Annotated in this window: 24 protein-coding genes; 2 read left to right on the top strand and 22 right to left on the bottom strand. The window is 73.3% G+C overall.

Annotation, left to right across the window (positions count from 1 at the left end):
* Window positions 1–34: 34 nt before the first annotated feature.
* The 3 genes from pyrH to rpsB all read right to left on the bottom strand — a co-directional run bounded on the left by pyrH (window position 35) and on the right by rpsB (window position 2,698).
* Window positions 35–784, bottom strand: coding sequence for a UMP kinase (gene pyrH, locus ACGIF2_RS04875; RefSeq protein ID WP_396044073.1), 750 nt, complete (start codon window positions 782–784; stop codon window positions 35–37).
* A 90-nt stretch (window positions 785–874) separates the two neighbouring features.
* Window positions 875–1,720 carry a translation elongation factor Ts gene (gene tsf, locus ACGIF2_RS04880; protein ID WP_396044075.1) on the bottom strand — a complete coding sequence of 282 codons (846 nt, stop codon included), beginning with the start codon at window positions 1,718–1,720 and terminating at the stop codon, window positions 875–877.
* Between the two features lie 45 nt (window positions 1,721–1,765).
* Window positions 1,766–2,698, bottom strand: coding sequence for a 30S ribosomal protein S2 (gene rpsB, locus ACGIF2_RS04885; protein WP_396044077.1), 933 nt, complete (start codon window positions 2,696–2,698; stop codon window positions 1,766–1,768).
* A gap of 365 nt (window positions 2,699–3,063) precedes the next feature.
* On the opposite strand from rpsB, the gene ACGIF2_RS04890 reads away from it, so the two are divergent.
* Complete coding sequence (locus tag ACGIF2_RS04890; RefSeq protein ID WP_396044079.1) at window positions 3,064–3,657, top strand: M23 family metallopeptidase; 594 nt, start codon at window positions 3,064–3,066, stop codon at window positions 3,655–3,657.
* Here ACGIF2_RS04890 and whiG read toward each other — a convergent pair.
* The 5 genes from whiG to ACGIF2_RS04915 form a co-directional block, all read right to left on the bottom strand.
* Window positions 3,635–4,564 carry an RNA polymerase sigma factor WhiG gene (whiG, locus tag ACGIF2_RS04895; protein ID WP_396044081.1) on the bottom strand — a complete coding sequence of 310 codons (930 nt, stop codon included), beginning with the start codon at window positions 4,562–4,564 and terminating at the stop codon, window positions 3,635–3,637. The two genes, ACGIF2_RS04890 and whiG, sit on opposite strands and share 23 nt — an antisense overlap.
* Before the next feature lie 26 nt (window positions 4,565–4,590).
* Window positions 4,591–5,523, bottom strand: coding sequence for a tyrosine recombinase XerC (locus ACGIF2_RS04900; RefSeq protein ID WP_396044083.1), 933 nt, complete (start codon window positions 5,521–5,523; stop codon window positions 4,591–4,593).
* A gap of 294 nt (window positions 5,524–5,817) precedes the next feature.
* Complete coding sequence (gene dprA, locus ACGIF2_RS04905; protein WP_396044232.1) at window positions 5,818–6,996, bottom strand: DNA-processing protein DprA; 1,179 nt, start codon at window positions 6,994–6,996, stop codon at window positions 5,818–5,820.
* Window positions 6,997–7,055: 59 nt separating this feature from the next.
* On the bottom strand, window positions 7,056–8,609 hold the full coding sequence (locus tag ACGIF2_RS04910) for a YifB family Mg chelatase-like AAA ATPase (RefSeq protein ID WP_396044085.1): 1,554 nt from the start codon (window positions 8,607–8,609) through the stop codon (window positions 7,056–7,058).
* Window positions 8,610–8,966 carry a YraN family protein gene (locus ACGIF2_RS04915; RefSeq protein ID WP_396044087.1) on the bottom strand — a complete coding sequence of 119 codons (357 nt, stop codon included), beginning with the start codon at window positions 8,964–8,966 and terminating at the stop codon, window positions 8,610–8,612.
* A 291-nt stretch (window positions 8,967–9,257) separates the two neighbouring features.
* Between ACGIF2_RS04915 and ACGIF2_RS04920 the strand changes: the two genes are divergently transcribed.
* On the top strand, window positions 9,258–11,366 hold the full coding sequence (locus ACGIF2_RS04920) for a hypothetical protein (RefSeq protein ID WP_396044089.1): 2,109 nt from the start codon (window positions 9,258–9,260) through the stop codon (window positions 11,364–11,366).
* Window positions 11,367–11,456: 90 nt separating this feature from the next.
* Here the strand turns inward: ACGIF2_RS04920 and ACGIF2_RS04925 are convergent, their stop codons facing one another.
* From ACGIF2_RS04925 to ftsY, 14 genes are all read right to left on the bottom strand, one after another.
* Window positions 11,457–11,780: a DUF2469 domain-containing protein gene (locus ACGIF2_RS04925; RefSeq protein WP_396044091.1), complete on the bottom strand. Its 324-nt coding sequence runs from the start codon at window positions 11,778–11,780 to the stop codon at window positions 11,457–11,459.
* Between the two features lie 72 nt (window positions 11,781–11,852).
* Entirely contained in the window at window positions 11,853–12,626 is a 774-nt protein-coding gene (locus tag ACGIF2_RS04930; RefSeq protein WP_396044094.1) for a ribonuclease HII, read from the bottom strand.
* Window positions 12,623–13,372, bottom strand: a complete 750-nt coding sequence (gene lepB, locus ACGIF2_RS04935; protein ID WP_396044097.1) for a signal peptidase I — start codon at window positions 13,370–13,372, stop codon at window positions 12,623–12,625. Before lepB ends, ACGIF2_RS04930 begins: the two co-directional genes overlap by 4 nt.
* A gap of 150 nt (window positions 13,373–13,522) precedes the next feature.
* Window positions 13,523–13,882: a 50S ribosomal protein L19 gene (gene rplS / locus ACGIF2_RS04940; protein WP_396044099.1), complete on the bottom strand. Its 360-nt coding sequence runs from the start codon at window positions 13,880–13,882 to the stop codon at window positions 13,523–13,525.
* A gap of 210 nt (window positions 13,883–14,092) precedes the next feature.
* Window positions 14,093–14,890, bottom strand: a complete 798-nt coding sequence (trmD, locus tag ACGIF2_RS04945) for a tRNA (guanosine(37)-N1)-methyltransferase TrmD (protein WP_396044101.1) — start codon at window positions 14,888–14,890, stop codon at window positions 14,093–14,095.
* A gap of 1 nt (window position 14,891) precedes the next feature.
* Window positions 14,892–15,455, bottom strand: a complete 564-nt coding sequence (gene rimM, locus ACGIF2_RS04950; RefSeq protein WP_396044103.1) for a ribosome maturation factor RimM — start codon at window positions 15,453–15,455, stop codon at window positions 14,892–14,894.
* 153 nt (window positions 15,456–15,608) lie between these two features.
* The gene (locus ACGIF2_RS04955; RefSeq protein WP_066581989.1) at window positions 15,609–15,848 is read right to left on the bottom strand and encodes an RNA-binding protein; all 240 of its coding nucleotides are present in this window, start codon (window positions 15,846–15,848) and stop codon (window positions 15,609–15,611) included.
* Entirely contained in the window at window positions 15,848–16,285 is a 438-nt protein-coding gene (gene rpsP, locus ACGIF2_RS04960) for a 30S ribosomal protein S16 (protein ID WP_396044105.1), read from the bottom strand. The genes ACGIF2_RS04955 and rpsP overlap by 1 nt, the downstream gene beginning before the upstream one ends.
* Window positions 16,286–16,456: 171 nt before the next feature.
* Window positions 16,457–17,545 carry an amidohydrolase family protein gene (locus ACGIF2_RS04965; protein WP_396044107.1) on the bottom strand — a complete coding sequence of 363 codons (1,089 nt, stop codon included), beginning with the start codon at window positions 17,543–17,545 and terminating at the stop codon, window positions 16,457–16,459.
* Window positions 17,546–17,567: 22 nt separating this feature from the next.
* Window positions 17,568–19,169: a signal recognition particle protein gene (gene ffh, locus ACGIF2_RS04970; RefSeq protein WP_396044109.1), complete on the bottom strand. Its 1,602-nt coding sequence runs from the start codon at window positions 19,167–19,169 to the stop codon at window positions 17,568–17,570.
* 27 nt (window positions 19,170–19,196) lie between these two features.
* On the bottom strand, window positions 19,197–20,981 hold the full coding sequence (locus ACGIF2_RS04975) for a [protein-PII] uridylyltransferase (protein WP_396044111.1): 1,785 nt from the start codon (window positions 20,979–20,981) through the stop codon (window positions 19,197–19,199).
* A gap of 22 nt (window positions 20,982–21,003) precedes the next feature.
* Window positions 21,004–21,345: a P-II family nitrogen regulator gene (locus ACGIF2_RS04980; protein ID WP_396044113.1), complete on the bottom strand. Its 342-nt coding sequence runs from the start codon at window positions 21,343–21,345 to the stop codon at window positions 21,004–21,006.
* Entirely contained in the window at window positions 21,345–22,643 is a 1,299-nt protein-coding gene (locus ACGIF2_RS04985; protein WP_396044115.1) for an ammonium transporter, read from the bottom strand. The genes ACGIF2_RS04980 and ACGIF2_RS04985 overlap by 1 nt, the downstream gene beginning before the upstream one ends.
* Window positions 22,644–22,808: 165 nt before the next feature.
* Entirely contained in the window at window positions 22,809–24,032 is a 1,224-nt protein-coding gene (gene ftsY, locus ACGIF2_RS04990) for a signal recognition particle-docking protein FtsY (RefSeq protein WP_396044117.1), read from the bottom strand.
* Window positions 24,033–24,064: the final 32 nt, after the last annotated feature.

Genomic DNA, 24,064 nt, shown 5'->3' on the forward strand with positions numbered 1-24,064 from the left:
CTTCGTCTGCGGGTGGGTGTGCGGGCCGGGCCGGTCAGCTGGCGGTGACCAGCGTGCCGATCTTCTCACCCTGGAGTGCACGGGTGACGTTGCCCTGCTCGCCCATGCCGAACACGCGCATGCGCACGTCGTTGTCCCGGCACAGGCTGATCGCGGTCGCGTCCATCACCGCGAGGTCGTTCACGAGCGCGTCGGTGTAGGTGAGGTGGTCGAGCTTGACGGCCGTCGGGTCGGTGCGCGGGTCGGCGGAGTAGACGCCGTCCACGCCGTTCTTCCCCATCAGCACCTCCTGGCAGTGCGTCTCGAGCGCACGCTGCACCGACACCGTGTCCGTCGAGAAGTAGGGCATGCCTGCGCCCGCGCCGAAGATGACGACGCGGCCCTTCTCGAGGTGCCGGATCGCGCGCAGCGGGATGTACGGCTCGGCGACCTGCCCCATCGTGATGGCGGTCTGCACGCGCGTGCTCACCCCGGCCTGCTCGAGGAAGTCCTGGAGCGCGAGGCAGTTCATCACCGTGCCCAGCATCCCCATGTAGTCGGCGCGGGCGCGGTCGATGCCGCGCTGCGAGAGCTCGGCACCCCGGAAGAAGTTGCCTCCTCCGACGACGATCGCGACCTGCACGCCGGCGCGGACGGCCACCGCGATCTCGGCGGCCACGCGCTGCACCACGTCGGGTGCGAGGCCGACACCGCCGCCGCCGAAGGTCTCGCCCGAGAGCTTGAGCAGCACCCGTCGTGCGGGCTCCTCGTGGTTTCCGGTGCCTGACGTAGCGTCCTGCGCCACTTTTCCTCCCACGTGCCGGTCGTGATGGTCCAGATGTGCAGGTGGCCCCGGCCCCAGCGGGCCGGGGCCACCTGACTCATGCGTCGTGGATCAGGCTCCCACGCGGAACCGCACGAAGCCCGTCACCGTGCCGCCGTTCTCGGCGAGCACCTGCGCGACGGTCTTCTTCGGGTCCTTCGCGAACGCCTGGTCGAGCAGCACGTTCTCCTTGAAGAAGCCGTTGAGGCGACCCTCGACGATCTTCGAGAGCGCAGCCTCGGGCTTGCCCTCGTTGCGCGCGGTCTCCTCGGCGATGTGCCGCTCGGACTCGACGGTCTCGGCCGGCACCTCGTCACGCGTGAGGTACGTGGGCGAGTACGCCGCGATGTGCGTCGCGACGTCACGGGCCACCGAGGCACCCGCGGCGTCGGTCGCGACGAGCACGCCGACCTGCGGGGGCAGGTCCTTGTTGACCTTGTGCAGGTAGACCTCGACGTGCTCGCCCGCGACACGGGCGAGGCGCCGGACGACGATCTTCTCGCCGAGCGTCGCCGCGGTCTCGTCGACCACGTCCTGCAGCGAGGAGCCGTCGACGTCGGTCGCCAGGAGCGCGTCCGCGTCGCGCGCCGAGGAGTCCACCGCGACCGCGAGGACCTTGTCGGCGAGCGTGAGGAAGGTGACGTTCTTCGCGACGAAGTCGGTCTCCGAGTTGATCTCGACGAGCACGCCGGTGGCGCCCTCGCCGTCGGCCGTCGGGCCGACGTGAGCGGCCACGAGGCCGTCAGAGGCCGCACGGCCCTCACGCTTGCCGACGCCCTTGAGGCCCTTGACGCGGATGATCTCGAGAGCCTTGTCCGAGTCGCCCTCGGCCTCCTCGAGCGCCTTCTTGACGTCCATCATGCCGGCGCCGGTCTTCTCCCGGAGCGCCTTGATGTCAGCGAGGCTGTAGTTCGCCATGAGTGTTGTCCGTCCTTCTCGTCAGTCAGCGATGGATGTCCGACGTCACGCGGACGCGGAGTCACCCTCGGACGGGGCAACGGTCTCGGTGCTCTCGGCGGCAGCGGCCTCCTCGACGACCTCGACTGCCTCGGCGACCTCGACGGCCTCGGCGACCTCGACGGCCTCCGCGACAGCCTCGGTCTCGGCGGCGGCCGTGGCCTCGGCACCGGCGAGCAGCTCGCGCTCCCACTCGGCCAGCGGCTCGGCCTCGGTCGCGGGGGCGCTCTCGGCACCCGAGCGACCGGCGTGGCGCTGGATCAGGCCCTCGGCGGCGGCGTCGGCGATGACCCGCGTGAGCAGCGCGACGGCGCGGATCGCGTCGTCGTTGCCCGGGATCGGGTAGTCCACGACGTCGGGGTCGCAGTTGGTGTCGAGGATCGCGACGATCGGGATGTTCAGCTTGCGCGCCTCGTCGACCGCGAGGTGCTCCTTGTTCGTGTCGACGATCCACACGGCCGAGGGAACCTTGGTCATGTCGCGGATGCCGCCGAGCGTCTTGGCGAGCTTGTCACGCTCGCGACGCATGATGAGGAGCTCCTTCTTGGTGAAGGCGCTGCCCGCGACGTCGTCGAAGTCGACGAGCTCGAGCTCCTTGAGGCGCTGCAGGCGCTTGTTCACCGTCTGGAAGTTGGTGAGCATGCCACCGAGCCAGCGCTGGTTGACGTAGGGCATGCCCACGCGTGCGGCCTGCTCGGCCACGGGCTCCTGCGCCTGCTTCTTCGTCCCGATGAACATGATGGTGCCGCCGTGCGCGACGGTCTCCTTGACGAAGTCGTACGCGCTGTCGATGTAGGACAGCGACTGCTGCAGGTCGACGATGTAGATGCCGTTGCGCTCGGTGAAGATGAAGCGCTTCATCTTGGGGTTCCAGCGGCGGGTCTGGTGCCCGAAGTGGACACCGCTCTCGAGCAGCTGGCGCATGGTCACGACGGCCATGGCACGTCCTTCCGGTGCGCACCTGCCGGTGCGCACGTCTGGGCGGGCCCCTGTGCGGGACCCGCATCTCGGTTGTCGGCCCCGACGGATCGTCGGTGCCCCTGGCGTCACGTCGTCGCTGGCGCCGGGCTCGTCGAGCCCGGACCGCTGCCAGCGCCGACCCTCGTCCGGAGCGCCCCGGGGGGCACGTCCTGGCGGAGGAGATGACGCGCGATGTCGACCGGTGCGGACCGGTCGCGAACGTCATCTTACCCGACCGCCTCGCTGGCCCGTGACCCACCCCCTGCGGGTACCGCAGGTGCGAAGCCCACAGACCCCCGGGGCGGCCGGCCGTGCGGGGCGACGCACCCACGACGCTCGCACCCATGCACCCCCTGCGCAGCGGAGTCCTCGCGGTCCTGACGGTCGGAACCCTGGCCGGGAGCCTGACGTACGGCGGGGTGGTGGTCGGTGCCGCGCCCGACGCCACCCCGCTGTCGGGCGCGGCGCAGACGCCGTCCAGCGCCCGGCCGCAGTCACCGGGACCGTACGCGCCACCCGTCTCCGACGGCGTGGTCGTGCGCGGGTTCGAGGCCCCGCCCGAGCGCTGGGCCGCGGGCCACCGCGGGATCGACCTCGCGGCGCAGACCGGCCAGGAGGTGCTCGCGCCGGCCGACGGCGTCGTGACGTTCGCGGGCCCCGTGGTGGACCGCGACGTCCTGACGATCCTGCACCCCGACGGCCGACGCAGCAGCCTCGAGCCCGTCACGTCGACGCTGTCGCCCGGCGACACGGTGGCGCAGGGGCAGGTGGTGGGACATCTCCAGGGAACCGTCCACCACTGCGTCCGGGCGTCGTGCGTGCACTGGGGCGTGCGCGAGGGTGACGTCTACGTCGACCCGTCCGGCCTGCTGCCCGGAGCTGCACCCGTGGTGCTGCTCCCCGAGCGCGCCCGGGTCAGGACCGGTCGGAGTCCGTGAGCTTGGCCCGCAGCCGCAGCATCGCCGCTGTGTGCATCTGGGAGATCCGCGACTCGGTGACCCCGAGCACGCGGCCGATCTCCGCGAGGGTCATGCCCTCGTAGTAGTAGAGGACGAGCACGATCTTCTCGCGCTCCCCGAGCTGCTCGATCGCACGAGCCAGCAGGAACTTGGTCTCCTGGGCCTCGAAGCTGCCGGCCGGGTCCTGGGCACGGTCGTCGCCGAGCGTGTCGATCAGCGAGATCTTGTCCGAGCGCTCGTAGCCCGACCCCAGGAGCTCGTCGAGGGCCGCGACGTTGACGGTCGACAGCTGGGTGAAGACGGCGCGCAGCTCCCCCACTCCGACCTCGAGCCGCCGGGCCACCTCGGCCTCGCTCGGGGTCCGGTGCAGCTCGCTCTCGAGCTCGGCGTACGCGCGGTCGACCGCCCGAGCCTTCGTGCGCACGGATCGCGGGATCCAGTCCATCGCCCGCAGCTCGTCGAGGATCGCCCCGCGGATGCGCGCGCTCGCGTACGTCTCGAACTTCACGGAGCGGTCGAGCTCGTACTTCTCGATCGCGTCGATGAGCCCGAACATCCCGTACGAGACGAGGTCGGCCTGCTCGACCGTGCTCGGCAGCCGCATGCCGACCCGCGAGGCCACGGCCGTCACGAGCGACGCGTAGTGCAGGATCAGCCGGTCCCGGACCTGGCGTTCGCCGTGCGCCTTGAACTCGACCCAGTCGGCCTCGACCGGGTCGCGGTCCAGGACGTCGAGGTCGTGCTCGTCCCGCACCACGTCGAGCCGGCGCCGCGCTCCCGGCTCGACGTCGGCGCCGTGCGGCTGCGGGATCACCCCGTCAGGAGCTGTGACAGCTCCGCGGGTACGGCCTGCGAGAAGCACGACGGACTCCGTCTGTGCAGCCATCTTGCTCCTCCTCTCGTCGGGGATCGTCATGCCCGGGGGTGGGCCTGCTGGAAGGACGAGCGGAGCCGCTCGGCCGTGACGTGCGTGTACCGCTGGGTCGTCGCGAGGCTCGCGTGACCCAGGACCTCCTGCACGCTGCGCAGGTCGGAGCCGCCCTGCAGCAGGTGGGTCGCCGCGCTGTGCCGCAGCGCGTGCGGGGCGATGTCGTCGACCTCGGCGAGCGCCGAGATCTCGTGCGAGACCGCGCGCAGCCTCCGCTGGTCGACGCGTGCGCCGCGCCTGCCGAGGAGCAGCGCGGCCCCCGAGTCGGCGGTGGCCAGCGCGGGACGTCCTCGCACGAGCCAGGCACCCACCGCGTCGGCAGCTGGCAGGCCGAACGGCACGACACGCTCCTTGTCGCCCTTCCCCACGACGCGCAGCGTGCGCTCGTCGAGGTCGACGTCGTCGACGTCGGCCCCGCAGATCTCGCCCACGCGGGCGCCCGTGGCGTACAGGAGCTCGAGCGCCGCCCAGTCGCGCAGGTGCACCGGGTCGGCGTCGTCGGCACGGGTGCGCGCCACGTCGAGGAGACGCGCCGCTGCGTCGACCGCGAGCACGGTCGGCAGGTGCTGGGCCGCGCGGGCGCTGGCGAGCCGCAGCGCCGGGTCGGCGGCGACCCGGCCCGTCCGGGCCGCCCACTCGAAGAAGGTGCGCGCCGCGGCGCCCCGTCGGGCGAGCGTCGACCGGCTCCGCTGCGCTGCCGCCATGCTCGCCAGCCAGCCGCGCAGGACCCCGAGGTCGATCGAGCCGACCTCGGGTCGGCCGTGCCGCCCGGCGTAGGCGAGCAGGTGCTCGACGTCGCTCAGGTAGGCCCGCACCGTGTGCTCCGAGAGCCCGCGCTGGGCCCGAAGGTGGACGGCGAAGTCGGCGACGGTCCGCGAGGCGTCCGTCGCAGCGTGCACCTCGGTCGCCGCGGTCATGCCCCCTACCGTGGCGTGTCACACATTCGGCCCACAAGCCGACTTGGTCACACTTCACCCGGGGCCTGCCAGGTACGTGTGCAGATGTCCGAAAGGCCAATCGGATCACCCGATCCCCACCGGCTGCACCATCCCCGCGATGTGACGTGTCTCACAGCACATTCGGGCGCCACCGGCGCCCCGTGACACGTCTTCCTCTGGCTTCAGACGCCATTCGGCCCACGCCGCGCGACCCCGCGAGCCGTCAGCGCAGGCACGGATCTTCACCCGTCCGCGACAAACGGGACGGGTACGTCAGCCCGGACCGGCCCCGCGGCGCGCCTGTCCCCAGCCCGCCGCGGACCGCTCGGCCAAGCCGGCCAGAGCGAGCACGCCGACGGCGGCACGTGCCTCGGCCACCGACAGCCCCGCACGTCGTGCCAGGTCCTCGTGGGTCGCCGCTCCGCGCCGCGGGAGGACCTCGAGCAGCCGTCGCGCGCCCTGGTCGAGGTCGTCGCCGGGGCGAGCGTCCTCGCCGTGCTCGGGCACGAGGTCTTCACCCGCCGGCGCGAGGAGCTCGAGGACCTCGGCCGTGTCCGTCACGCACACCGCGGCGCCCTCGCGCAGCAGCCGGTGGCAGCCGGCCGAGGCGACTGACGTCACGGGCCCGGGCACGGCGCCCAGCGGGCGCAGGAGCGCGGCGGCGTGGTGGGCCGTGCTCAGCGCGCCCGACCGCCATGCTGCCTCGACCACCACGGTGGCCGATCCGAGGGCCGCGATGAGGCGGTTGCGCTGCAGGAACCGGCTGCGGAGCGGGACAGCGCCGGGGGGCACCTCGCTGACGGCAGCACCGCCGGACGCCAGCGCGTGCTCGACGAGCCGGGCGTTCCCCTGCGGGTAGGGACGGTCGACACCCCCCGCGAGCAGCACGACGGTGCACCCGCCGACCGCGAGCGCTCCACGGTGCGCGGCGGCGTCGATCCCGTAGGCACCGCCCGAGACGACCCCGACCCCTCGGGCGGCAAGCCCTTCGGCCAGGTCGGTCGCGACGCGCTCCCCGTACGCGGTCGACGCCCGTGATCCCACGAGCGCGACCGAGCGTCGGACCAGTGCGGCCAGGTCGCCGTCGCCGCGCACCCACAGCGCCATCGGCGCACTCGGACCGAGGTCGCCGAGCTCCACGGGCCACGACGGGCTCGCGGGGTGCAGCAGCCTCCCGCCGACGCGGGCCAGCCGCTCCAGGTCACGCCGGGGGTCGAGCGCGGCGAGCCGCGGCTCCCACCGGGTCACGGCGTTCGCCAGGCGCCGTCGCAGCGGTTCGAGGGCGTCGTCCGTTCCGGTCCCGCCGAGCTCGGCGAACGCGACGTCCACGCCCCGCGCGGTGGCGAGCCGGGTCCACCGGAACGCCGGTCCCGCGCCGAAGACGGCCACCAGCGCCCCCGCGACCGGGTCGCCCGGTTCGACGAGCGCGCTCCACGCCGCCCGGGCCAACATCTCGTCGTCCGGATCGCCTGGGCCGACGCCGTCGGGGGCAGCGCCGGTCACAGCCGCTGTCACTGCGCACCCTGCCCGCGGGTGCGCAGCGCCAGCGCCTGCCCGACGTCGGTGCGGGCGGGCGCCGCGCGCCCCGCCAGGTCGGCCAGCGTCCACGCGACCCGCAGCACCCGGTCGACGCCGCGCAGGCTCAGCATGCCCCGGTCGATCGCGCGGTCGAGGTCGGCGCTCAGGGCGCGGTCCGGTCCGAGCCGGTCGCGCAGCCAGCGGCCGGGCACCTCGGCGTTCGTGCGCCACGGTGTGCCCTGGAGGCGCTCTGCCTGCGCGGCCCGCGCCGCACGCACCCGCGCCGCGACCGTGGCGGTCGACTCCCCCGGTGCCAGGGCGTGCACCGAGCGGCTCAGCGCGCCGCGCGAGACGGCGTGCAGCTCGACCTGCAGGTCGACCCGGTCGAGCAGCGGTCCCGACATCTTGGTCAGGTAGCGCCGTCGGCGATCGGGCGTGCAGGTGCAGTCGAGGCCCTTGCCCACGTACCGGCCGCAGGGGCACGGGTTCGCGGCGAGGACCAGCACGAACCGCGCCGGATAGCGCGCCGCGCCTGCGGCACGGTGGATCACGACCTCGCCGTGCTCGAGCGGCTGCCGCAGCGTCTGCAGCACGGCGTTCGCGAACTCAGGTGCCTCGTCGAGGAAGAGCACGCCGCGGTGCGCCCGCGACGCCGCTCCGGGCCGCGGCACCCCGCTGCCGCCGCCCACGATGCTCGCGGGGGTCGCTGTGTGGTGCGGGTCCTCGAACGGCGGCCTGCGCACGAGCCCGGCGTCGGCGTCGAACGTGCCCGCCACGGAGTGCACAGCTGTGACCTCGACGGCCTCGGCCTCGGTCAGGTCGGGGAGCAGGCCCGCGAGGCGTGCAGCCAGCATCGTCTTGCCGCAGCCCGCCGGCCCGACCATGAGCAGGTGGTGCGCCCCGGCTGCCGCGACCTCGAGAGCCGCCCGCGCGTCCTCCTGGCCCACGACGTCCGCGAGGTCGGCGACGTCCGCTGCGGCCAACGAGCCGTCCAGGTGCACAGCACCGACCGGCACCACGTCGGGCACCTCGACGTCGGCGCCACCGCGGCGCGCGACCTCGGCCAGGCTGTGCGCGGCGGTGACGTGGGCGCCGGGGACCAGCGCTGCCTCACGGGCGTTGGCCGCGGGCACGACGACGTGGGGGTGGCCGGCCGCCACGGCGGCCGCGACGGCGGGCAGGACACCCCGGACGGGCCGCAGCCGACCGTCGAGACCGAGCTCGCCGAGGTGCACCACGTCCCGCACCGCGGCGGCGTCGAGCAGGCCCGCTCCCGCGAGGGTGGCGACCGCGATGGCGAGGTCGAAGCCCGATCCCGACTTGGGCAGCGTCGCCGGGGTGAGGTTGACGGTGATGCGCCGGTTCGGCCATGCGAGACCGCTCGACGCCACGGCGGCCCGGACCCGGTCGCGCGCCTCGCCGAGCGCGGCGTCGGGCAGCCCGACCAGGCTGAACGCGGGCAACGAGGGTGCGAGGTGCGCCTCGACCTCGACCACGTGCCCCGTGAGTCCCAGCAGCGAGACGGCGAGCGTCCGTCCGAGGGCCACCTAGACCACCCCCACGAGGTGCTCGACCTGGGCCGGACCGCGGCCGGTGAGCAGCACGGCGACCACGTCGACGCGCACCGAGGCCGGTCGCACGTCGTGCGTGCGCAGCCACTCCGCGGTCAGGCGGCGCACCCGAGCGAGCTTGCGCGCCGTGACGGCCTCGGCGGGGTGCCCGAAGGCCGTGCTGCGGCGGGTCTTGACCTCGACCACCACGAGCTCGGAGCCGTCGAGCCCGACCAGGTCGAGCTCACCGCGGGTCCCCCGCCAGTTCCGGTCGAGCACAGTCCACCCCTCACCGACCAGGAACGCCGCCGCGACGTCCTCGCCGTACCTGCCCACCGCATCCGTCGCCCGCACGGGACCACCTCCGCGCACGACCCTCGCTCCTGCGGAGGACCGGCGGGTGGCGGGCGGCCATCGCTGGGGACCCGCAGGCAGCCGACGCGCCTGGGGACGGCTGATCCTGGGCCGCAGCCCCGCGCCGCCGACCTCTCCGCCGCACCCAGTGACGGACGAGCCCCGTCCTGATAACGTGCCAAACCCGGACATAAGGTACTAGGGGGGATCATGATCGGACTCGATTCACGTCACCCACGACCGCACCACCGGCGCTGGCGGTCAGCCGCCGTCGGCCTCACCACTGCGGCAGTGACCGTGCTGGTCACGATCGGGGCGAGTCCGCTCGCGTACGCCACCGAGGCGCCTGAGGTGTCCGACACGGTCGAGAACGCCGCGAGCACGCCGGACGCCGAAGCCGCCCCGACCGAGCCGGTCACGTCCACCGAGCACGCCCCGCCCGCCGCCGACCCCGTCACCGAAGACGTCGCGGCCACGGCGGACGCGGATCCCGCGACGCACGGTCACGAACCGGGCCCGCGTCCGACCCACGGCGACCCGGGTCCGCAGCCGACCGAGACCCCCGCGCACCCGTATCCGACGCCGAAGCCGACGCACACCGATGGGCCGGGGCCGTCACCGACCGTCAAGCCCACCCACACCCCGAAGCCCACGCACACGCCCGAGCCGACCACAACCCCGGAGCCCACGCACACGCCCCAACCGACCCACACACCCAACCCCACGCACACGCCCAAACCGACCCACACACCCAACCCCACGCACACGCCCAGGCCGACCCACACACCAGAGCCCACGCACACGCCCAAACCGACCCACACACCGACCGCGACGCCGACCCCGACCCCGACCACTCACCCCTCGCACCCGTCGACGATCACGGTCGCGAAGGAATGGGTGGTCAACGGTGCGGCGGCGGTGCCGGACGGTGAGCAGCTCGACGGCCTCGAGGCCACGCTCCTGCTCGACGGCGCGAGCGCACCGTGGAGCACCACCCAGGACGGCTACTCGAACGGTGACACGGTGACCGTCTCCGAGACGACCCGCGTCGTGGGCCTCGAGCTCTGCGAGGTCACGCGCAGCACGATCCGCGGGGCGACGATCGACGGCACCGTCGGCCTGGCCGACCCCGTCGACGTCACGCTCGCGGAGGGCGCGAACAACCTCACCGTCACCAACGAGGTCGAGTGCACAGCACGCCTGCAGCTCGCGAAGACCGTGAACGGCTCCGCGGACGTCAGCGGCTGGACGCTGAGCGCACGGGGCGGCGACGACGCCCTGGCGTTCCCGGGCGGGACGTCGGGCGTCGAGGCTGAGGTCACGCCCGAGGAGCGCTACCTGCTCGCCGAGGGCGGGGGCGACCCTCGCTACGTCCCGTTCGTCGACGAGGCCGCCGCCGAGGGCACCACGGCCAGCTGGGCGTGCGAGCGCCTGGATGCCGACGGCAACACCGTCCCGGGCTACTCCGACGGTCGGGACGGCCTGGTCACGGTCCACACCGGTCACCGGGTCCGCTGCACCGCCCTCAACCAGGCCGCCACGTTGCGGCTGGTCAAGACGGTGGACAACAGCGGCGGAGGCATCCAGCAGCCGGACCACTGGACGCTGCACATCGAGCCGGTCGACGCCGTCGACGGCATCGACACCGTCTCGGCGCCGGGCTCGGTCGCCGGGTTCGCCGTCACGGTGCGCCCCGTCACCGACTACTACATCTGGGAGACCGCGCCACCGACGCTCGGGTACGAGCTCATCGGTCCCACGTGCTCCGACGCCGACGGCGCGGTGCCGGTGCGCCCTGCCGCCGACGGACGGTTCATCGTGAGCGTCCCGGTGGGGGCGTCCGTGTCCTGCACGTTCCTCAACGACGACGGGCCCGCCGTGTGGAGGACCGCCAAGACGAGCAACCCGCCCTCAGGGACGGTCGTCAGGGCCGGCGACGTCATCACGTACACCCTCACGGCGACCTACGTCAGCGGCGTGGAGGCTCGTGACGTCCTGGTGGTCGACGACCTGTCCGGGCTGATCGGCGTCGCCGACATCATCGGTGACCCGACGGTCACGGCCGGCTCGGTCGCCCGCGACGGCTCGACCTTCCGGTGGACGATCCCGGTGCTGACCAGCACCGAGACGCTCACGTTCTCGGTGCTGGTGACGGCCACGGACGCGGCGGAGCTCATCAACAGCATCGTCCCGTCGGAGGCGGGCCCGTGCGAGCTGTGCCGCACCGTGCACACGACCGTGGCCGAGGCGACGACGACGACGAGACGCGATCCTGGTGCGGCTGCCCGGTTGGCCACGACAGGTGGGCAGGCACAGCCGATGGCCGCGCTCGGGCTCGGCTTGCTGGCGCTCGGCGCGATCCTCGCGGACACGCGGCGGCGACGGTTCGACCGATCGTGAGGTGAGCAGTGGCGGCGACGTCGGGGCGACACCGCCCCGACGTCGCCGTCGGTGCGCAGCCGGCCGGGCGGACCCGGGCGGCAGGAAGGGTCAGCGGCCGAAGCCCGCCCCGGCCGAGAGGTCGAGGTCCGCCTTGGCGAGCTCCTCGACGTTGACGTCCTTGAACGTCACCACCCGCACCGACTTCACGAAGCGGGCCGAGCGGTACACGTCCCACACCCACGCGTCGGCGAGCGCGAGCTCGAAGTACACCTCGCCCGCCGCCGACCGCACCTGCAGGTCCACCTGGTTGGCCAGGTAGAAACGGCGCTCGGTCTCGACGACGTAGGAGAACAGCCCGACCACGTCCCGGTACTCGCGGTAGAGCGCGAGCTCCATGTCGGTCTCGTAGTTCTCCAGGTCTTCGGCACTCACCCCGCCATCATCCCCCATCGCGCGACGCCCCGCGCACACGCCCGGCGCGCCCACCCCCGACCACCGCCGAGTTCACCCGATGACGTCGCCGAGCGGCAGCCGCCAGCTTCGCCGGTGGACGGGGCTCGGGCCGTGCTCGCGCAGCGCGGCCACGTGGTCGCTCGAGGCGTAGCCCTTGTTCGACTCCCACCCGTACGCGGGGTGCTCCCCGGCCCACGCGACCATGATCGCGTCGCGCTCGCACTTCGCCAGCACGCTCGCAGCCGCGACCGACGCGCAGGTCATGTCGGCCTTGACCCGCAGGTGGACCTGGGGCGCGACCGTCAGCGTGGGCTCCGGCACCGCCGGGGCGAACAGCTCGCCCTGCGCGGGCGGTGTCAGCCAGTCGTGCGAGCCGTCGAGCAGCACGGCGTCGACCGGGCCGACCTCGCGCTCGACGACCTGCAGCGCGCGCGTCCCCGCGAGCCGCAGCGCGGCGATGATGCCCACGGCGTCGATCTCGGCCGCGCTCGCGTGCCCGACCGCGTGCGCGAGGCCCCACCGACCGAGGGCCGGCAGCAGCGCGGTCCGCTGGGCCGCCGTGAGCAGCTTGGAGTCCGCGACGCCCTGCGGGCACGCCCGCGTGCGGGCGTCCACGACGACGACGCCCACGCTCACGGGTCCGGCGAGCGAGCCCCGACCCACCTCGTCCATGCCCGCCACGAGACGTGCTCCCGCGCGCAGCAGCGTGCGCTCGTGACGCAGGTGAGGAGCGCGGCGACCGGTGCCGCCGGACGTCGCCCGCGTGCGCCGCGGGGTCGCGGTGCCGGGCTCGTCGAGCAGGTCGACGTCCTCGAGCAGGCTCATGACGGGTCGGGCACCTCGGCGAACGTGTCGGACGGGTTGCGCAGCGCGCCGGCGCGGTCGAGCGGCCACACCTTGACGAACGTGAGCCCGACGATGTTGTCCATCGGCACCGCGCCGCCACCGGGGTCGCCCATGTGCCAGCGCGAGTCGGCCGAGTCCTGCCGGTTGTCGCCCATGACCCACACGTGCCCTGCGGGGACGACCGTGTCGAAGGGACGGTCCGCGTCGCACGGCGTCGCCCCCTCGGCCAGGTACGGCTCGTCGATCGCGACGCCGTTGACGGTCAGCGGCGACCCGGCCCCCTCGCACGCGACGCGGTCGCCCGGGAGGCCGATGAGGCGCTTGATCAGGTGCTGCCCGGCGTCCTGGGGCAGCAGCCCGACCCAGGTGAGCGCGTCCGAGAGCACCTCGCCCAGGGCGCTCTGGTCCTGGTCGGCCGTCGAGCCGAGCCAGCTGCCCGGGTCCTTGAACACCACGATGTCGCCGCGGTGCAGGTCGAACGGGCCCGGCGTCAGCTTCGAGACGAGCACCCGGTCGCCCCGCACGAGCGTGTCCTCCATCGACTCGCTCGGGATGAAGAACGCCTGCACCAGGAACGTCTTGACGAGGAACGACAGGACGAACGCGCTGACGAGGATGATCGCCGTCTCGCGCAACCAGGCCGCACCGGCGCTGCGTCGCCGGGCGTGCGAGGCGCTCGCGCCGGGTTCGGTCGGTCCGCGCTCGGGCGCGCGCTGAGAGGTCACCAGGACACTGTGCCACGCCCGCCGGTGCCGCACCTATCTCGTCGCCTGGCCGGATCGTCCCGGCCCGGAGCGCCTACGACGCCGACGGGCGGCCACCGGAGAACCGGTGCCCGCCCGTCGGGACGTGCGTCGATGCAGGTGGTGCGAGCCTCACTTGGGGGCAGGCGCGTCCCGCTTCTCCTTGATCTTGGCCTTCTTGCCGCGCAGCGCGCGCAGGTAGTAGAGCTTCGCGCGACGCACGTCACCACGGGTGATGACCTCGATCGACTCGATCGACGGGGAGTGCACCGGGAAGGTGCGCTCGACGCCGACGCCGAAGCTGACCTTGCGGACCGTGAAGGTCTCACGAACGCCGCCACCCTGGCGGGCGATGACGACACCCTGGAAGACCTGGATGCGCGAGCGCGTGCCTTCGACGACCTTGACGTTGACCTTCAGGGTGTCCCCGGCGCGGAAGGCCGGGATGTCGGTGCGCAGCGATGCTGCGTCGAGCTGGTCGAGCGTATGCATGTGATGTCACTTCCTCGCCCTGCCACAGGTCAGGTGCGTCGTCGAGGGCGCTCCGCCGTGGCGGGCGTCCCGATGGCTCATGAACGGTGCGTCCGGGGCTCCCTCGCGGGACCCGGAGTGGTCGTGATCGCCTCCCCTGTGGCAGAGACGCGACCGAGCGCACCGGAGGAACAGTCTGCCACAGCCGGGGCGGGCAGGTGACTCGGCGCCTCAGACCTCGGGCGCGCCGTCCACCGCGCGCACGAGCCGGCCACCCTGGGGCACCCATCCGTGCGCGGCGAGCACCACGAGGTCGTGACGGTCGAGCGCGTCGGGGTCGAGGCGCTCGACAAGGTCGGGTCGGCGTGCGGCGGTCCGCTCGAGGGCCTGGTCCCGACGCCAGCGCTCGATCCGTCCGTGGTGGCCGGACAGCAGCACCTCGGGGACGTCGTGCCCCTGCCACTGCGGCGGCTTGGTGTAGACGGGGTACTCGAGCAGCCCCGCGGCACCGTGCGACTCCTCGACCAGCGAGTGCGGGTTGCCCACGACACCGGGCAGCAGCCGGGCCACGGCCTCGATGAGCACGAGGGCCGCGACCTCTCCCCCGTTGAGGACGTAGTCGCCGATCGAGAACTCGGAGACGCGCACCCCCGGATGTCCCCGGTAGTGCTCGGCGACGCGGGCGTCGATGCCCTCGTACCGCCCGCACGCGATCACGAGCTGCTGCTCGCCCGCGAGCTCCTCGGCGGTGCGCTGCGTGAGCGGGGTCCCCGACGGGGTCGGCACGAGCAGGTGCGCGCCGTCCTGCAGCACGTCGTCGAGCGCCGTGCCCCACACGTCGGGCCGCATGACCATCCCGGCGCCGCCGCCGAACGGGGTGTCGTCGACCGTGCGGTGCCGGTCGGTGGTCCAGTCCCGCAGGTCGTGCACGTGCAACGACAGGATGCCCGACGTGCGCGCCTTGCCGACGAGCGAGAGCTCGAGCGGCGCGAGGTAGTCGGGGAAGATCGAGACGACGTCGATGCGCACGTCAGTCCTCGTCGCCCGTCGCGGCAGGTCCCGACGTCTCGTCGCTCACCACGAGGTTCTCGGCGTCCGACGCGAGCAGGCCGCCCGGCGGGTCGAGCACGACGCGGCCGCCCGGGACGTCCACGACCGGCACGATCGCCCGGACGAACGGCACGAGGGTGCGTTCGCCGGTGGGCTCGCGCAGCACCAGCATGTCGTGCGCGGGCAGGTGCTCGAGCCCGACGATCTCGCCGAGGACCCGGCCGTCGACGTGCTCGGCGCGCAGGCCGGCCAGCTCGTGCGGGTACCAGGCGTCCTCTTCGTCGCTCGCGTCGGACTCGACGACGAGCTCCACGCCGCGCAGCGCCTCGGCGGCGTCTCGGCCGCCGACCTCGGCGAACGCCACGTGCCAGCGACCCTGCTGCACGCGCGTGCGCTCGACCGTCAGCGGTCCCGCGCTCGCGGGGACGGTCTGGAGCACGGTGCCGACGGCGAGCCTGTCCTCGGGGGTGTCGGTGCGCAGGTCGAGCGCCACCTCACCCCGCAGGCCGTGGGCTCGGCCGATGCGTGCGACGGTCAGCTGCATGAGGTCCTCTCGATCCGGGTGGTTCTGGGGGTCGGTGCTGGGGGTGCGGCGCGGCTCGGGACGGACGGTCCGGAGCAGAGCGAAGGCCCGGCCCCCAGGTTACGGGGACCGGGCCTCAGTACTCGCTCGACGGCCGGGATGCTGACGGTGAGGTCAGCGGCGGTCGACGTCCACGACGTCGACCCGGACCGGGCCGTCGGCAGAGAGTGCCCCGACGACGGTGCGCAGCGCGCGCGCCGTGCGCCCGCCGCGGCCGATGACACGCCCGAGGTCGTCCGGGTGGACCCGGACCTCGAGCAGCTCACCGCGACGCAGCGACTTCGTGCTCACCTGCACGTCGTCCGGGTGGTCGACGATGCCCCGCACCAGGTGCTCGAGCGCGTCGTCGAGCATCAGGCCTGCTCGTCCTCGGACGCGGCAGGCGCGGCAGCCTCGGCGGCCTTCGCGGCAGCCTTCTTCTCGGACGCCTTGGCCTTGGCCTTCTCGGCCTCGAGCGCGACGGCCTCGACGGCCGACTTCACGTCACCCTCGGCCGGGACGGCCTTGGTGCGCAGCGTGCCCTCGGCGCCCGGGAGGCCCTTGAACTTCTGCCAGTCACCCGTGATCTTCAGGAGCGCGAGGACCTGCTCGGTCGGCTGCGCGCCGACACCGAGCCAGTACTGCGCCCGCTCCGACGTGATGTCGATGAGCGAGGGCTCCTCGGTGGGGTGGTACTTGCCGATCTCCTCGATGACACGACCGTCGCGCTTGGTGCGCGAGTCCGCGACGACGATGCGGTAGTACGGCGCCCGGATCTTGCCGAAACGCTTCAGACGGATCTTGGTGGCCACAGTGTGGTCTCTCCTGGTTTCTGCTGTGGTGGCCCGACGGGTCCATTGCTCGTGGGGTTGAGCGGACGGGTCAGGCCGGAAGGACACGGTCACGCCCGGGTAGAGGGGCCAGACGCACCGAGTACAGACGGCATTCTGCCAGATGCCGGGCCGCAGCCCAACCGTGCGGGCTCAGCGAACCCTGGTGCCGCGCAGCACGACCGCGGACGGTGCTGCGAGCACCCCGACGTCCTGCCGGGGGTCTGCCGGGTAGACCACGAGATCCGGCTGGTCGCCCTCGGCCGGCCCGGGGGCACCGAGCCACTCCCGGGTGCGCCAGCTCGCGGCCGCCACGACCTCGCGCGCCGGGATCCCGGCGCGGACCAGCTCGGCGGCCTCGTCGGCGATCCTGCCGTGCCCGATCGTGCCGCCCGCGTCGGTGCCCACGAGCAGCCGGACCCCCGCGTCGTGCAGGTCGCGCACGTGCTCGTGGCGTCGCGCGTGCATGGCGCGCATGCGGGCCGCGTACCGCGGGTAGCGCGCGTCCGCCCGGCGGGCGATCGCCTCGAACTGCGCGACCTGAAGCAGGGTGGCCGTCACCGGCACCCCGGCGGCGGCGATCCGTTCGATCTGGGCCGCGCTCGCACCTGTCGCGTGCTCGAGGCAGTCCACGCCCGCGTCGAGCAGGGGGTCGAGGGCCTCGGTCGAGAACGTGTGCGCTGTGACCCTGGCTCCCGCGTCGTGCGCCGCGGCGACCGCCTCGACCAGCACGTCCGCAGGCCACAGCGGCCGCAGGTCGCCCTCGGGCCCCAGGTCCCGGTCGATCCAGTCGGCGACCAGCTTGACCCACCCGTCGCCGCGCGCGGCCTCCTGCGCCACGGCACGGGGCAGCTCGCCGACGTCGTCGAGCTCGCGGCCGTAGTGGCGCAGGTAGCGCTTGGGAAGCGCGAGGTGGTGGCCCGCCCGCAGCAGCCTGGGCAGGTCGGGCTCGTCGTGCACCCAGGCGGTGTCGGCGGGCGACCCTGCGTCGCGCACGAGCAGCACGCCCGAGTCACGGTCGGCGACCGCCTGGGCGCGCGCCGTGGTGCGGTCGACCGCGCCGTCCGGACCGAGGCCGATGTGGCAGTGCACGTCGACCAGGCCGGGCAGGGCCCAGCCCTCGAGAACCTCGACGTCCGTCGCCGTCCGCGGTCGCTCGAACGTCAGCCGCCCGCCCACGACCCACGCGTCGCCGACCTCGCGCTCGTCGTCCAGCACGAGCGTGCCCCGCAGGTGCAGCACCCGCGCACCCGCGACGCCCACGTCAGCGACCGAGGAACTTGCCCAGCGTGCCCAGGTCGAGCGAGGCCGGGTCGACGGCGTCCGGCTCCTTCGCGGCACCGAGCCCGAAGGCCGAGCCCTGCGCCGCCCGCGGGGCCACGCCCGCGGCCCGGTCGGCCGCCGCCCGCTCCTGCTCGGCGCGCTTGGCCGGGTTGCCCGACTTGGCCTTGGCCTTGCGCTGCGGGGCGGCGACCTTGCCGCGCGACTTCTTGCCGCCCATGCCGGGCAGGTTGCCCATGCCGGGCATGCCCATGCCGCCACCGCGGGCCATCTGCTTCATCATCTTCTGCGCGCCCGCGAAACGGTCGAGCAGCTGGTTGACGTCGCTCGGGTTCGTGCCCGAGCCGGCCGCGATCCGCGCGCGGCGCGAGCCGTTGATGATCTTGGGCGTGCGGCGCTCGGCGGGCGTCATCGAGCGGATGATCGCCTCGATCCGGTCGACCTCGCGCTCGTCGAAGTTGTCCAGGGCCTCACGCATCTGACCCATGCCCGGCAGCATGCCGAGCATCTTCTTCATCGAGCCCATGTTCTTCATGGCCTGCATCTGCTGCAGGAAGTCCTCGAGCGTGAAGTCCTCGCCGCTCGCGATCTTGCCGGCCATCGCCTCGGCCTGGTCGGCGTCGAACGCCTTCTCGGCCTGCTCGATGAGGGTGAGCACGTCACCCATGTCGAGGATGCGCGAGGCCATCCGGTCGGGGTGGAACACCTCGAAGTCGGTGAGCTTCTCACCGGTGGAGGCGTACATGATCGGGCGCCCGGTGACCGAGGCGACCGACAGCGCGGCACCGCCACGCGCGTCGCCGTCGAGCTTCGAGAGCACCACGCCGGTGAAGTCGACGCCGTCGGCGAAGGCCTGCGCGGTCGCGACCGCGTCCTGGCCGATCATCGCGTCGATCACGAACAAGATCTCGTCGGGCTGCACGGCGTCGCGGATGTCCGCGGCCTGCGCCATGAGCTCGCTGTCGACGCCGAGACGGCCCGCGGTGTCGACGATCAGCACGTCGTGCTGACGCGCGTGCGCGGCGGCCAGACCCTCGCGGGCCACGCCCACCGGGTCGCCGAAGCCGGGGTCGACATCGCCGTGGCCCTGGTTGCCGGGGTGCGGGGCGAACACCGGGACACCGGCACGCTCGCCGACGACCTGGAGCTGGGTCACGGCGTTGGGGCGCTGCAGGTCCGCCGCGACGAGCAGCGGCGTGTGCCCCTGCTCGCGCAGGTGCAGCGCGAGCTTGCCCGCGAGCGTGGTCTTGCCCGCACCCTGCAGGCCAGCCAGCATGATCACGGTCGGCGGGTTCTTCGCGAGCCGCAGCGGGCGGTTCTCGCCACCCAGGATCGCCACGAGCTCGTCGTTGACGATCTTGACGACCTGCTGGGCCGGGTTCAGGGCGCCCGAGACCTCGACCGAGAGCGCACGCTCGCGCACCGCCGCGGTGAACTGGCGCACCACGGGCACGGCGACGTCCGCGTCGAGCAGGGCTCGGCGGATCTCACGCACGGTGGCGTCGATGTCCGCCTCGGACAGGCGCCCCTTGGTACGGAGGTTCTTGAAGGTCGACGTCAGTCGGTCGGACAGGGTGGCGAACACCGCTGGATCCTCACGCTCTTCTCGGGATCACGGACGTCCCAGCGTACCTGCCGCCCGCGTGGTCAGGTCGTCGACGAGCCGGGCCCGCCACGCGGTCCACGTCGCAGGTCCCGCGGCGGTCGCGTCGGCCTCGGTGAGGGCGCGCAGCACCTCGAGCACGTCGAGCCTGCCGTCCACGGCCTCGAGCAGCGTGCGCACGGTCGCGGGGTCGTCCGGGTCGGCCGTCGTCGCCAGCTCGGCGAGCGTGAGGTGGTGGCGGACCAGCCGTGCGACGTCGGCCGCGTCGTGGGCGTCGAAACCCATCCGGGTCACGATCGGGCCGGCGAGCCGCGCCCCCTCGAGCGAGTGGTCCCCCGCCCCGGGCCGTTTGCCGATGTCGTGCAGCAGCGCGGCGAGCAGCAGCACGTCCCCGCGCGCCACGGCACGGCGGTCGCGGCTCGCGAGGGCCACCGTCTCCACCAGGTGACGGTCGACGGTGTGCCGGTGGATGGGTGAGCGCTGGGGCCGGTTGCGCACCGCCGCCCACTCCGGGATCCAGGTCGTCACGACGCCCGAGAGGTCCAGGGCCTCCCACACGGGCACCTGCGCGTGGCCCGAGCCGAGCAGCTGGAGCAGCGACGTGCGGGCCGCACGCGGCCAGGGGGTCTCGAGCGGCGGGGTCTGCATGAGGCTCGCGACGGTCACGGGCGAGAGCGTCAGGCCGGTGCGGGCAGCGGTGGCGGCCGCCCGCAGCGACAGCAGCGCGTCCTCGGCGGGGCGCGCGTCGACCGCGAGCACGATCTCGCCGTCGTGCTCGACCAGGCCCTCGCCCACGGCCCGCAGCCTCGGCGCCGTGCGCCGTCCGCGCACCAGCACGGGCTTGCGCACGGCGGGGCGCTGGAGCGCCTGGCGGGCGTTGCGCACCGTCGTGTCGAGCGCGTACGAGATGATCCGTCCCGACTCGGCGAGGCTCGCGAGCAGGTCGTCGCGGTCGTTGAAGCCCGCGAGGGCGGCGACCTCGTCCTGGTCGGCCAGCAGCAGCCGGTTGGTGTGCCGGCGCGTCACGACCTGGAGCGCGTCGCGCACGTCGAGCAGGTGCGCGTACGCCTTGTCGACGGCCCCGTGCGGACGGTCCGTGAGCCAGGTGGCCGCCAGCGCCGAGAGCACGACAGCGTCCCGGATCCCGCCCCGGGCCTCCTTGAGGTCGGGCTCGATCAGGTAGGCGAGCTCGCCGTGCCGCTCGGCACGCTGCCGGGTCGTGGCCAGCAGCTCGGGCAGCCGGCGCCGCGCGGCCGAGCGCCAGTCGGCGAGCAGCGCGGACTGCGCGTGGTGCACCACCAGCGGGTCGCCCGCGACCGGCTGCAGGTCGAGCAGCCCCACCGCGGCCGGCAGGTCGCGCGAGGCCACCTGGCGGCACTGCGCGACCGAGCGGACCGCGTGGTCCAGGTCGAGCCCCGCGTCCCAGATCGGGTACCACAGGCGCTGGGCCAGGGCGGCGACCTCCTCGGTCGACCGGCCCCGCCCCTCGTGCACCAGCAGCAGGTCGAGGTCGCTCATCGGGCTCGCGTCGCCGCGTCCGATGCTGCCGACGGCGCCGAGCGCGATGCCCGTCGTTGTGCCGCCGGTCGCGTCCTCCCACAGCTCCGCGAGGCGCTGGTGGACGAGGTCGACGATCGCTCGCCGACGTGTGGTGCCCTCGTGCCCGGGACCGGTCAGGCTCGCTGCGAGATCGAGCCTCTCAACCCGGAGGCCCCGCACCCCGTGCGAGGGGTGCGGGGCCTCGGGCGACCCGTTCCCGGCCGCGCCCCCTGCGGGCGGCCGTTCGTGTGTCATGTGCTGTGATCGACCGTCCTGCTCAGAGAGCGTCTTCGCCGTGCTCGCCGGTGCGGACCCGGGCCACGTCCTCGACGTTCGTGATCCACACCTTGCCGTCACCGATCTTCCCGGTCTGGGCGGCCTGGATGACGACCTCGGTGATCCCCGGGGCGTCCTCGTCCGCGACCAGCACGTCGATCCGCACCTTGGGGACCAGGTCGACCGTGTACTCGGCCCCCCGGTAGACCTCGGTGTGGCCACGCTGGCGGCCGTAGCCGCTCGACTCGCTGACCGTGAGCCCGCGGACCCCGGCGGCCTCGAGGGCCGACTTCACGTCGTCCAGCCGGTGGGGCTGGATCACTGCGGTGATGAGCTTGGTCATCACTTCACCTCCGTCACGACTCGGGCACCGATGGACTCGTACGCGGTCTCGCCGTGGACGGCGAGGTCGATCCCGCCGACCTCGACCTCCTCGCTCACCCGGAACCCGATCGTCGACTTGATGACCGTGCCGATGATGAACGTGAGGATGAAGGAGAAGACGACGGCGAACAGGGCGATGATGACCTGCAGGACGAGCTGGTCGAAGCCGCCACCGTAGAACAGACCCGTCTCGGTGCCGAGGAAGCCGATCGAGACGGTGCCGACGAGGCCGCCGACGAGGTGCACGCCGACGACGTCGAGCGAGTCGTCGTAGCCCAGCTTGTACTTCAGGCCGACCGCGAGGGCGCAGAGCGCACCGGCGACCAGGCCGAGGACGATCGAGCCGATCGGGCTCAGCGCCGCAGCGGCGGGCGTGATGGCCACGAGGCCCGCGACGACGCCCGAGGCGGCACCCAGCGAGGTGGCGTGCCCGTCGCGGATCTTCTCCGTGACGAGCCAGCCGATGATGGCACCGGCGGTCGCGACCGTCGTGTTGAGCCAGGCCAGGCCCGCGACGCCGTCGGCCGCACCGGCCGAGCCCGCGTTGAAGCCGAACCAGCCGAACCACAGCAGGGCCGCGCCGAGCATCACGAACGGCAGGTTGTGCGGACGCATCGGCTCCTTGCCGAAGCCCTTGCGCTTGCCGAGGATCAGCGCGAGCGCGAGGCCCGCGATACCGGCGTTGATGTGCACCACGGTGCCACCGGCGAAGTCGATCGGTGTCACGTTCGCGACCCCGTCGGTGCTGCCGAACAGCGCGGCTGCGATGCCGTTCTCACCGCCGCCGAGGATGCCGCCGCCCCAGACCATGTGCGCCATGGGGAAGTAGACGAGGGTGACCCAGACGCCCGCGAAGAGCAGCCAGGAGCCGAACCGCGTGCGGTCCGCGATGGCACCCGAGATGAGGGCGACGGTGATGATGGCGAAGGTCGCCTGGAAGCCGACCGCGACGAGCGCCGGGACGCCCGAGCCGGCGAGCAGGCTCTGGTCGTCCGTGAGGCCGCTCAGGCCGAAGAAGTCGAACGGGTTGCCGATGACGCCGCCGACATCCGTGCCGAACGTGGCGGAGTAGCCCCACAGCACCCAGACGACGGCCACGACGGCGATCGCACCGAAGCTCATCATCATCATGTTGAGGACGGACTTGACGCGGACCATGCCGCCGTAGAAGAACGCCAGTCCAGGCGTCATCAGCAGCACCAGAGCCGCGGACGTCAGCAACCATGCGGTGTTGCCGGTGTCCAGCTGGAATTCCATGTGGATCGCCTCTCCCCTCGCCAGCCGGACGGCCGGTCGAGTCCCACTGTCGGCGACCGTCGTTTCGCGGGTGAGCGGAGACTGTTACGACGATGTGACAGAGGGGGCGCGGAGGTAAACGTTCGGTTTCGGGCTGGACGGACGCCCAGGAACGAGGACCGGGTCTCAGCCGCCGAGCAGACCGTCGACGAACGCCTCGGCGTCGAAGGGTGCCAGGTCGTCGGGGCCCTCCCCCAGGCCGATGAGCTTGACCGGGACGCCGAGCTCGCGCTGCACCGCGATCACGATGCCACCCTTCGCGGTGCCGTCGAGCTTGGTCAGCACGATGCCCGTGACGCCCGCGACCTCGGCGAAGACCCGGGCCTGGTTGAGCCCGTTCTGGCCCGTGGTGGCGTCGAGCACCAGGAGGACCTCGGACAGCGGCGCCTCGCGCGTGATGACGCGGGTGATCTTGCCGAGCTCGTCCATGAGCCCGGCCTTGTTCTGCAGCCGGCCCGCCGTGTCGACGAGGACGACGTCGAGACCGTCGCGCACGCCGGTGCGGACCGCGTCGAACGCGACCGCCGCCGGGTCGGCACCGTCCCGGTCGGAGCGCACAGTCGGCACCCCGACGCGCGACCCCCACGTCTCGAGCTGGTCGGCCGCGGCCGCGCGGAACGTGTCAGCGGCGCCCAGGACGACTGTGCGCCCGTCAGCGACCAGCACGCGGGCGAGCTTGCCGACCGTGGTGGTCTTGCCCGTCCCGTTGACCCCGACGACGAGCACGACCGCGGGCACCTGGCCACCCTCGTCGCCGGCGCGCGGCACGGGGGTCGTGGCGAGCGACCGGTCGAGGTCCGGGTCCACGAGCGCGACGAGCTGCTCGCGCAGCAGCGCCCGCACCTGCTCGGGCTCGCGCACGCCCTGCACGCGCACCTGGGTGCGCAGCGCGTCGATGAGCTCGGCCGAGGGGCCCGCGCCGACGTCGGCCAGCAGCAGGGTCTCCTCGAGCTCGTCCCAGTCGTCCTCGGTGAGGTGGTCGCGCGAGAGGACCGCGAGCAGCCGGGTGCCGAGCGGCGAGCCCGAGCGCGAGAGGCGGTCGCGCAGACGCGCGAGACGCCCGGCGGTGGGGGCGGGCACCTCGAGCGGCGGCGCCGCCTGCGCCCCTTCGGGCTCCTCGACCTCGACCGGGGGCGCTGCCACCGGCGCGTCGGTGCCGGGCGCCGGAGCGGTGGTCGGTGCCGACGCGGACGCCGGGGCCTCGGTCGGGGCGGGGCGCGCGGGCTCGGTCGTGGTCGGGTGCGCGTCGGTGCTCGTGCCGCGACGGCGTCCGACCAGCACGGCGGCGGTCGCGACGGCGATGATCGAGGGCACGCCGACGAGGAGCGCGGTCAGGGTGTCGTTGTCCACGCGGTCAGTCTCTCAGCATTCGCCCAGGACGC

The organism is Cellulomonas sp. P22 (assembly GCF_044392165.1).

Bases quoted from the DNA above. Each gene is read 5' to 3' on its own strand.
- tsf (WP_396044075.1), bottom strand. From the start codon at position 1,720: ATGGCGAACTACAGCCTCGCTGACATCAAGGCGCTCCGGGAGAAGACC.
- rpsB (WP_396044077.1), bottom strand. From the start codon at position 2,698: ATGGCCGTCGTGACCATGCGCCAGCTGCTCGAGAGCGGTGTCCACTTC.
- ACGIF2_RS04890 (WP_396044079.1), top strand. From the start codon at position 3,064: ATGCACCCCCTGCGCAGCGGAGTCCTCGCGGTCCTGACGGTCGGAACC.
- whiG (WP_396044081.1), bottom strand. From the start codon at position 4,564: ATGGCTGCACAGACGGAGTCCGTCGTGCTTCTCGCAGGCCGTACCCGC.
- ACGIF2_RS04900 (WP_396044083.1), bottom strand. From the start codon at position 5,523: ATGACCGCGGCGACCGAGGTGCACGCTGCGACGGACGCCTCGCGGACC.
- dprA (WP_396044232.1), bottom strand. From the start codon at position 6,996: ATGTTGGCCCGGGCGGCGTGGAGCGCGCTCGTCGAACCGGGCGACCCG.
- ACGIF2_RS04930 (WP_396044094.1), bottom strand. From the start codon at position 12,626: ATGAGCCTGCTCGAGGACGTCGACCTGCTCGACGAGCCCGGCACCGCG.
- rplS (WP_396044099.1), bottom strand. From the start codon at position 13,882: ATGCATACGCTCGACCAGCTCGACGCAGCATCGCTGCGCACCGACATC.
- rimM (WP_396044103.1), bottom strand. From the start codon at position 15,455: ATGCAGCTGACCGTCGCACGCATCGGCCGAGCCCACGGCCTGCGGGGT.
- ACGIF2_RS04955 (WP_066581989.1), bottom strand. From the start codon at position 15,848: ATGCTCGACGACGCGCTCGAGCACCTGGTGCGGGGCATCGTCGACCAC.
- ACGIF2_RS04975 (WP_396044111.1), bottom strand. From the start codon at position 20,981: ATGACACACGAACGGCCGCCCGCAGGGGGCGCGGCCGGGAACGGGTCG.
- ACGIF2_RS04980 (WP_396044113.1), bottom strand. From the start codon at position 21,345: ATGACCAAGCTCATCACCGCAGTGATCCAGCCCCACCGGCTGGACGAC.
- ACGIF2_RS04985 (WP_396044115.1), bottom strand. From the start codon at position 22,643: ATGGAATTCCAGCTGGACACCGGCAACACCGCATGGTTGCTGACGTCC.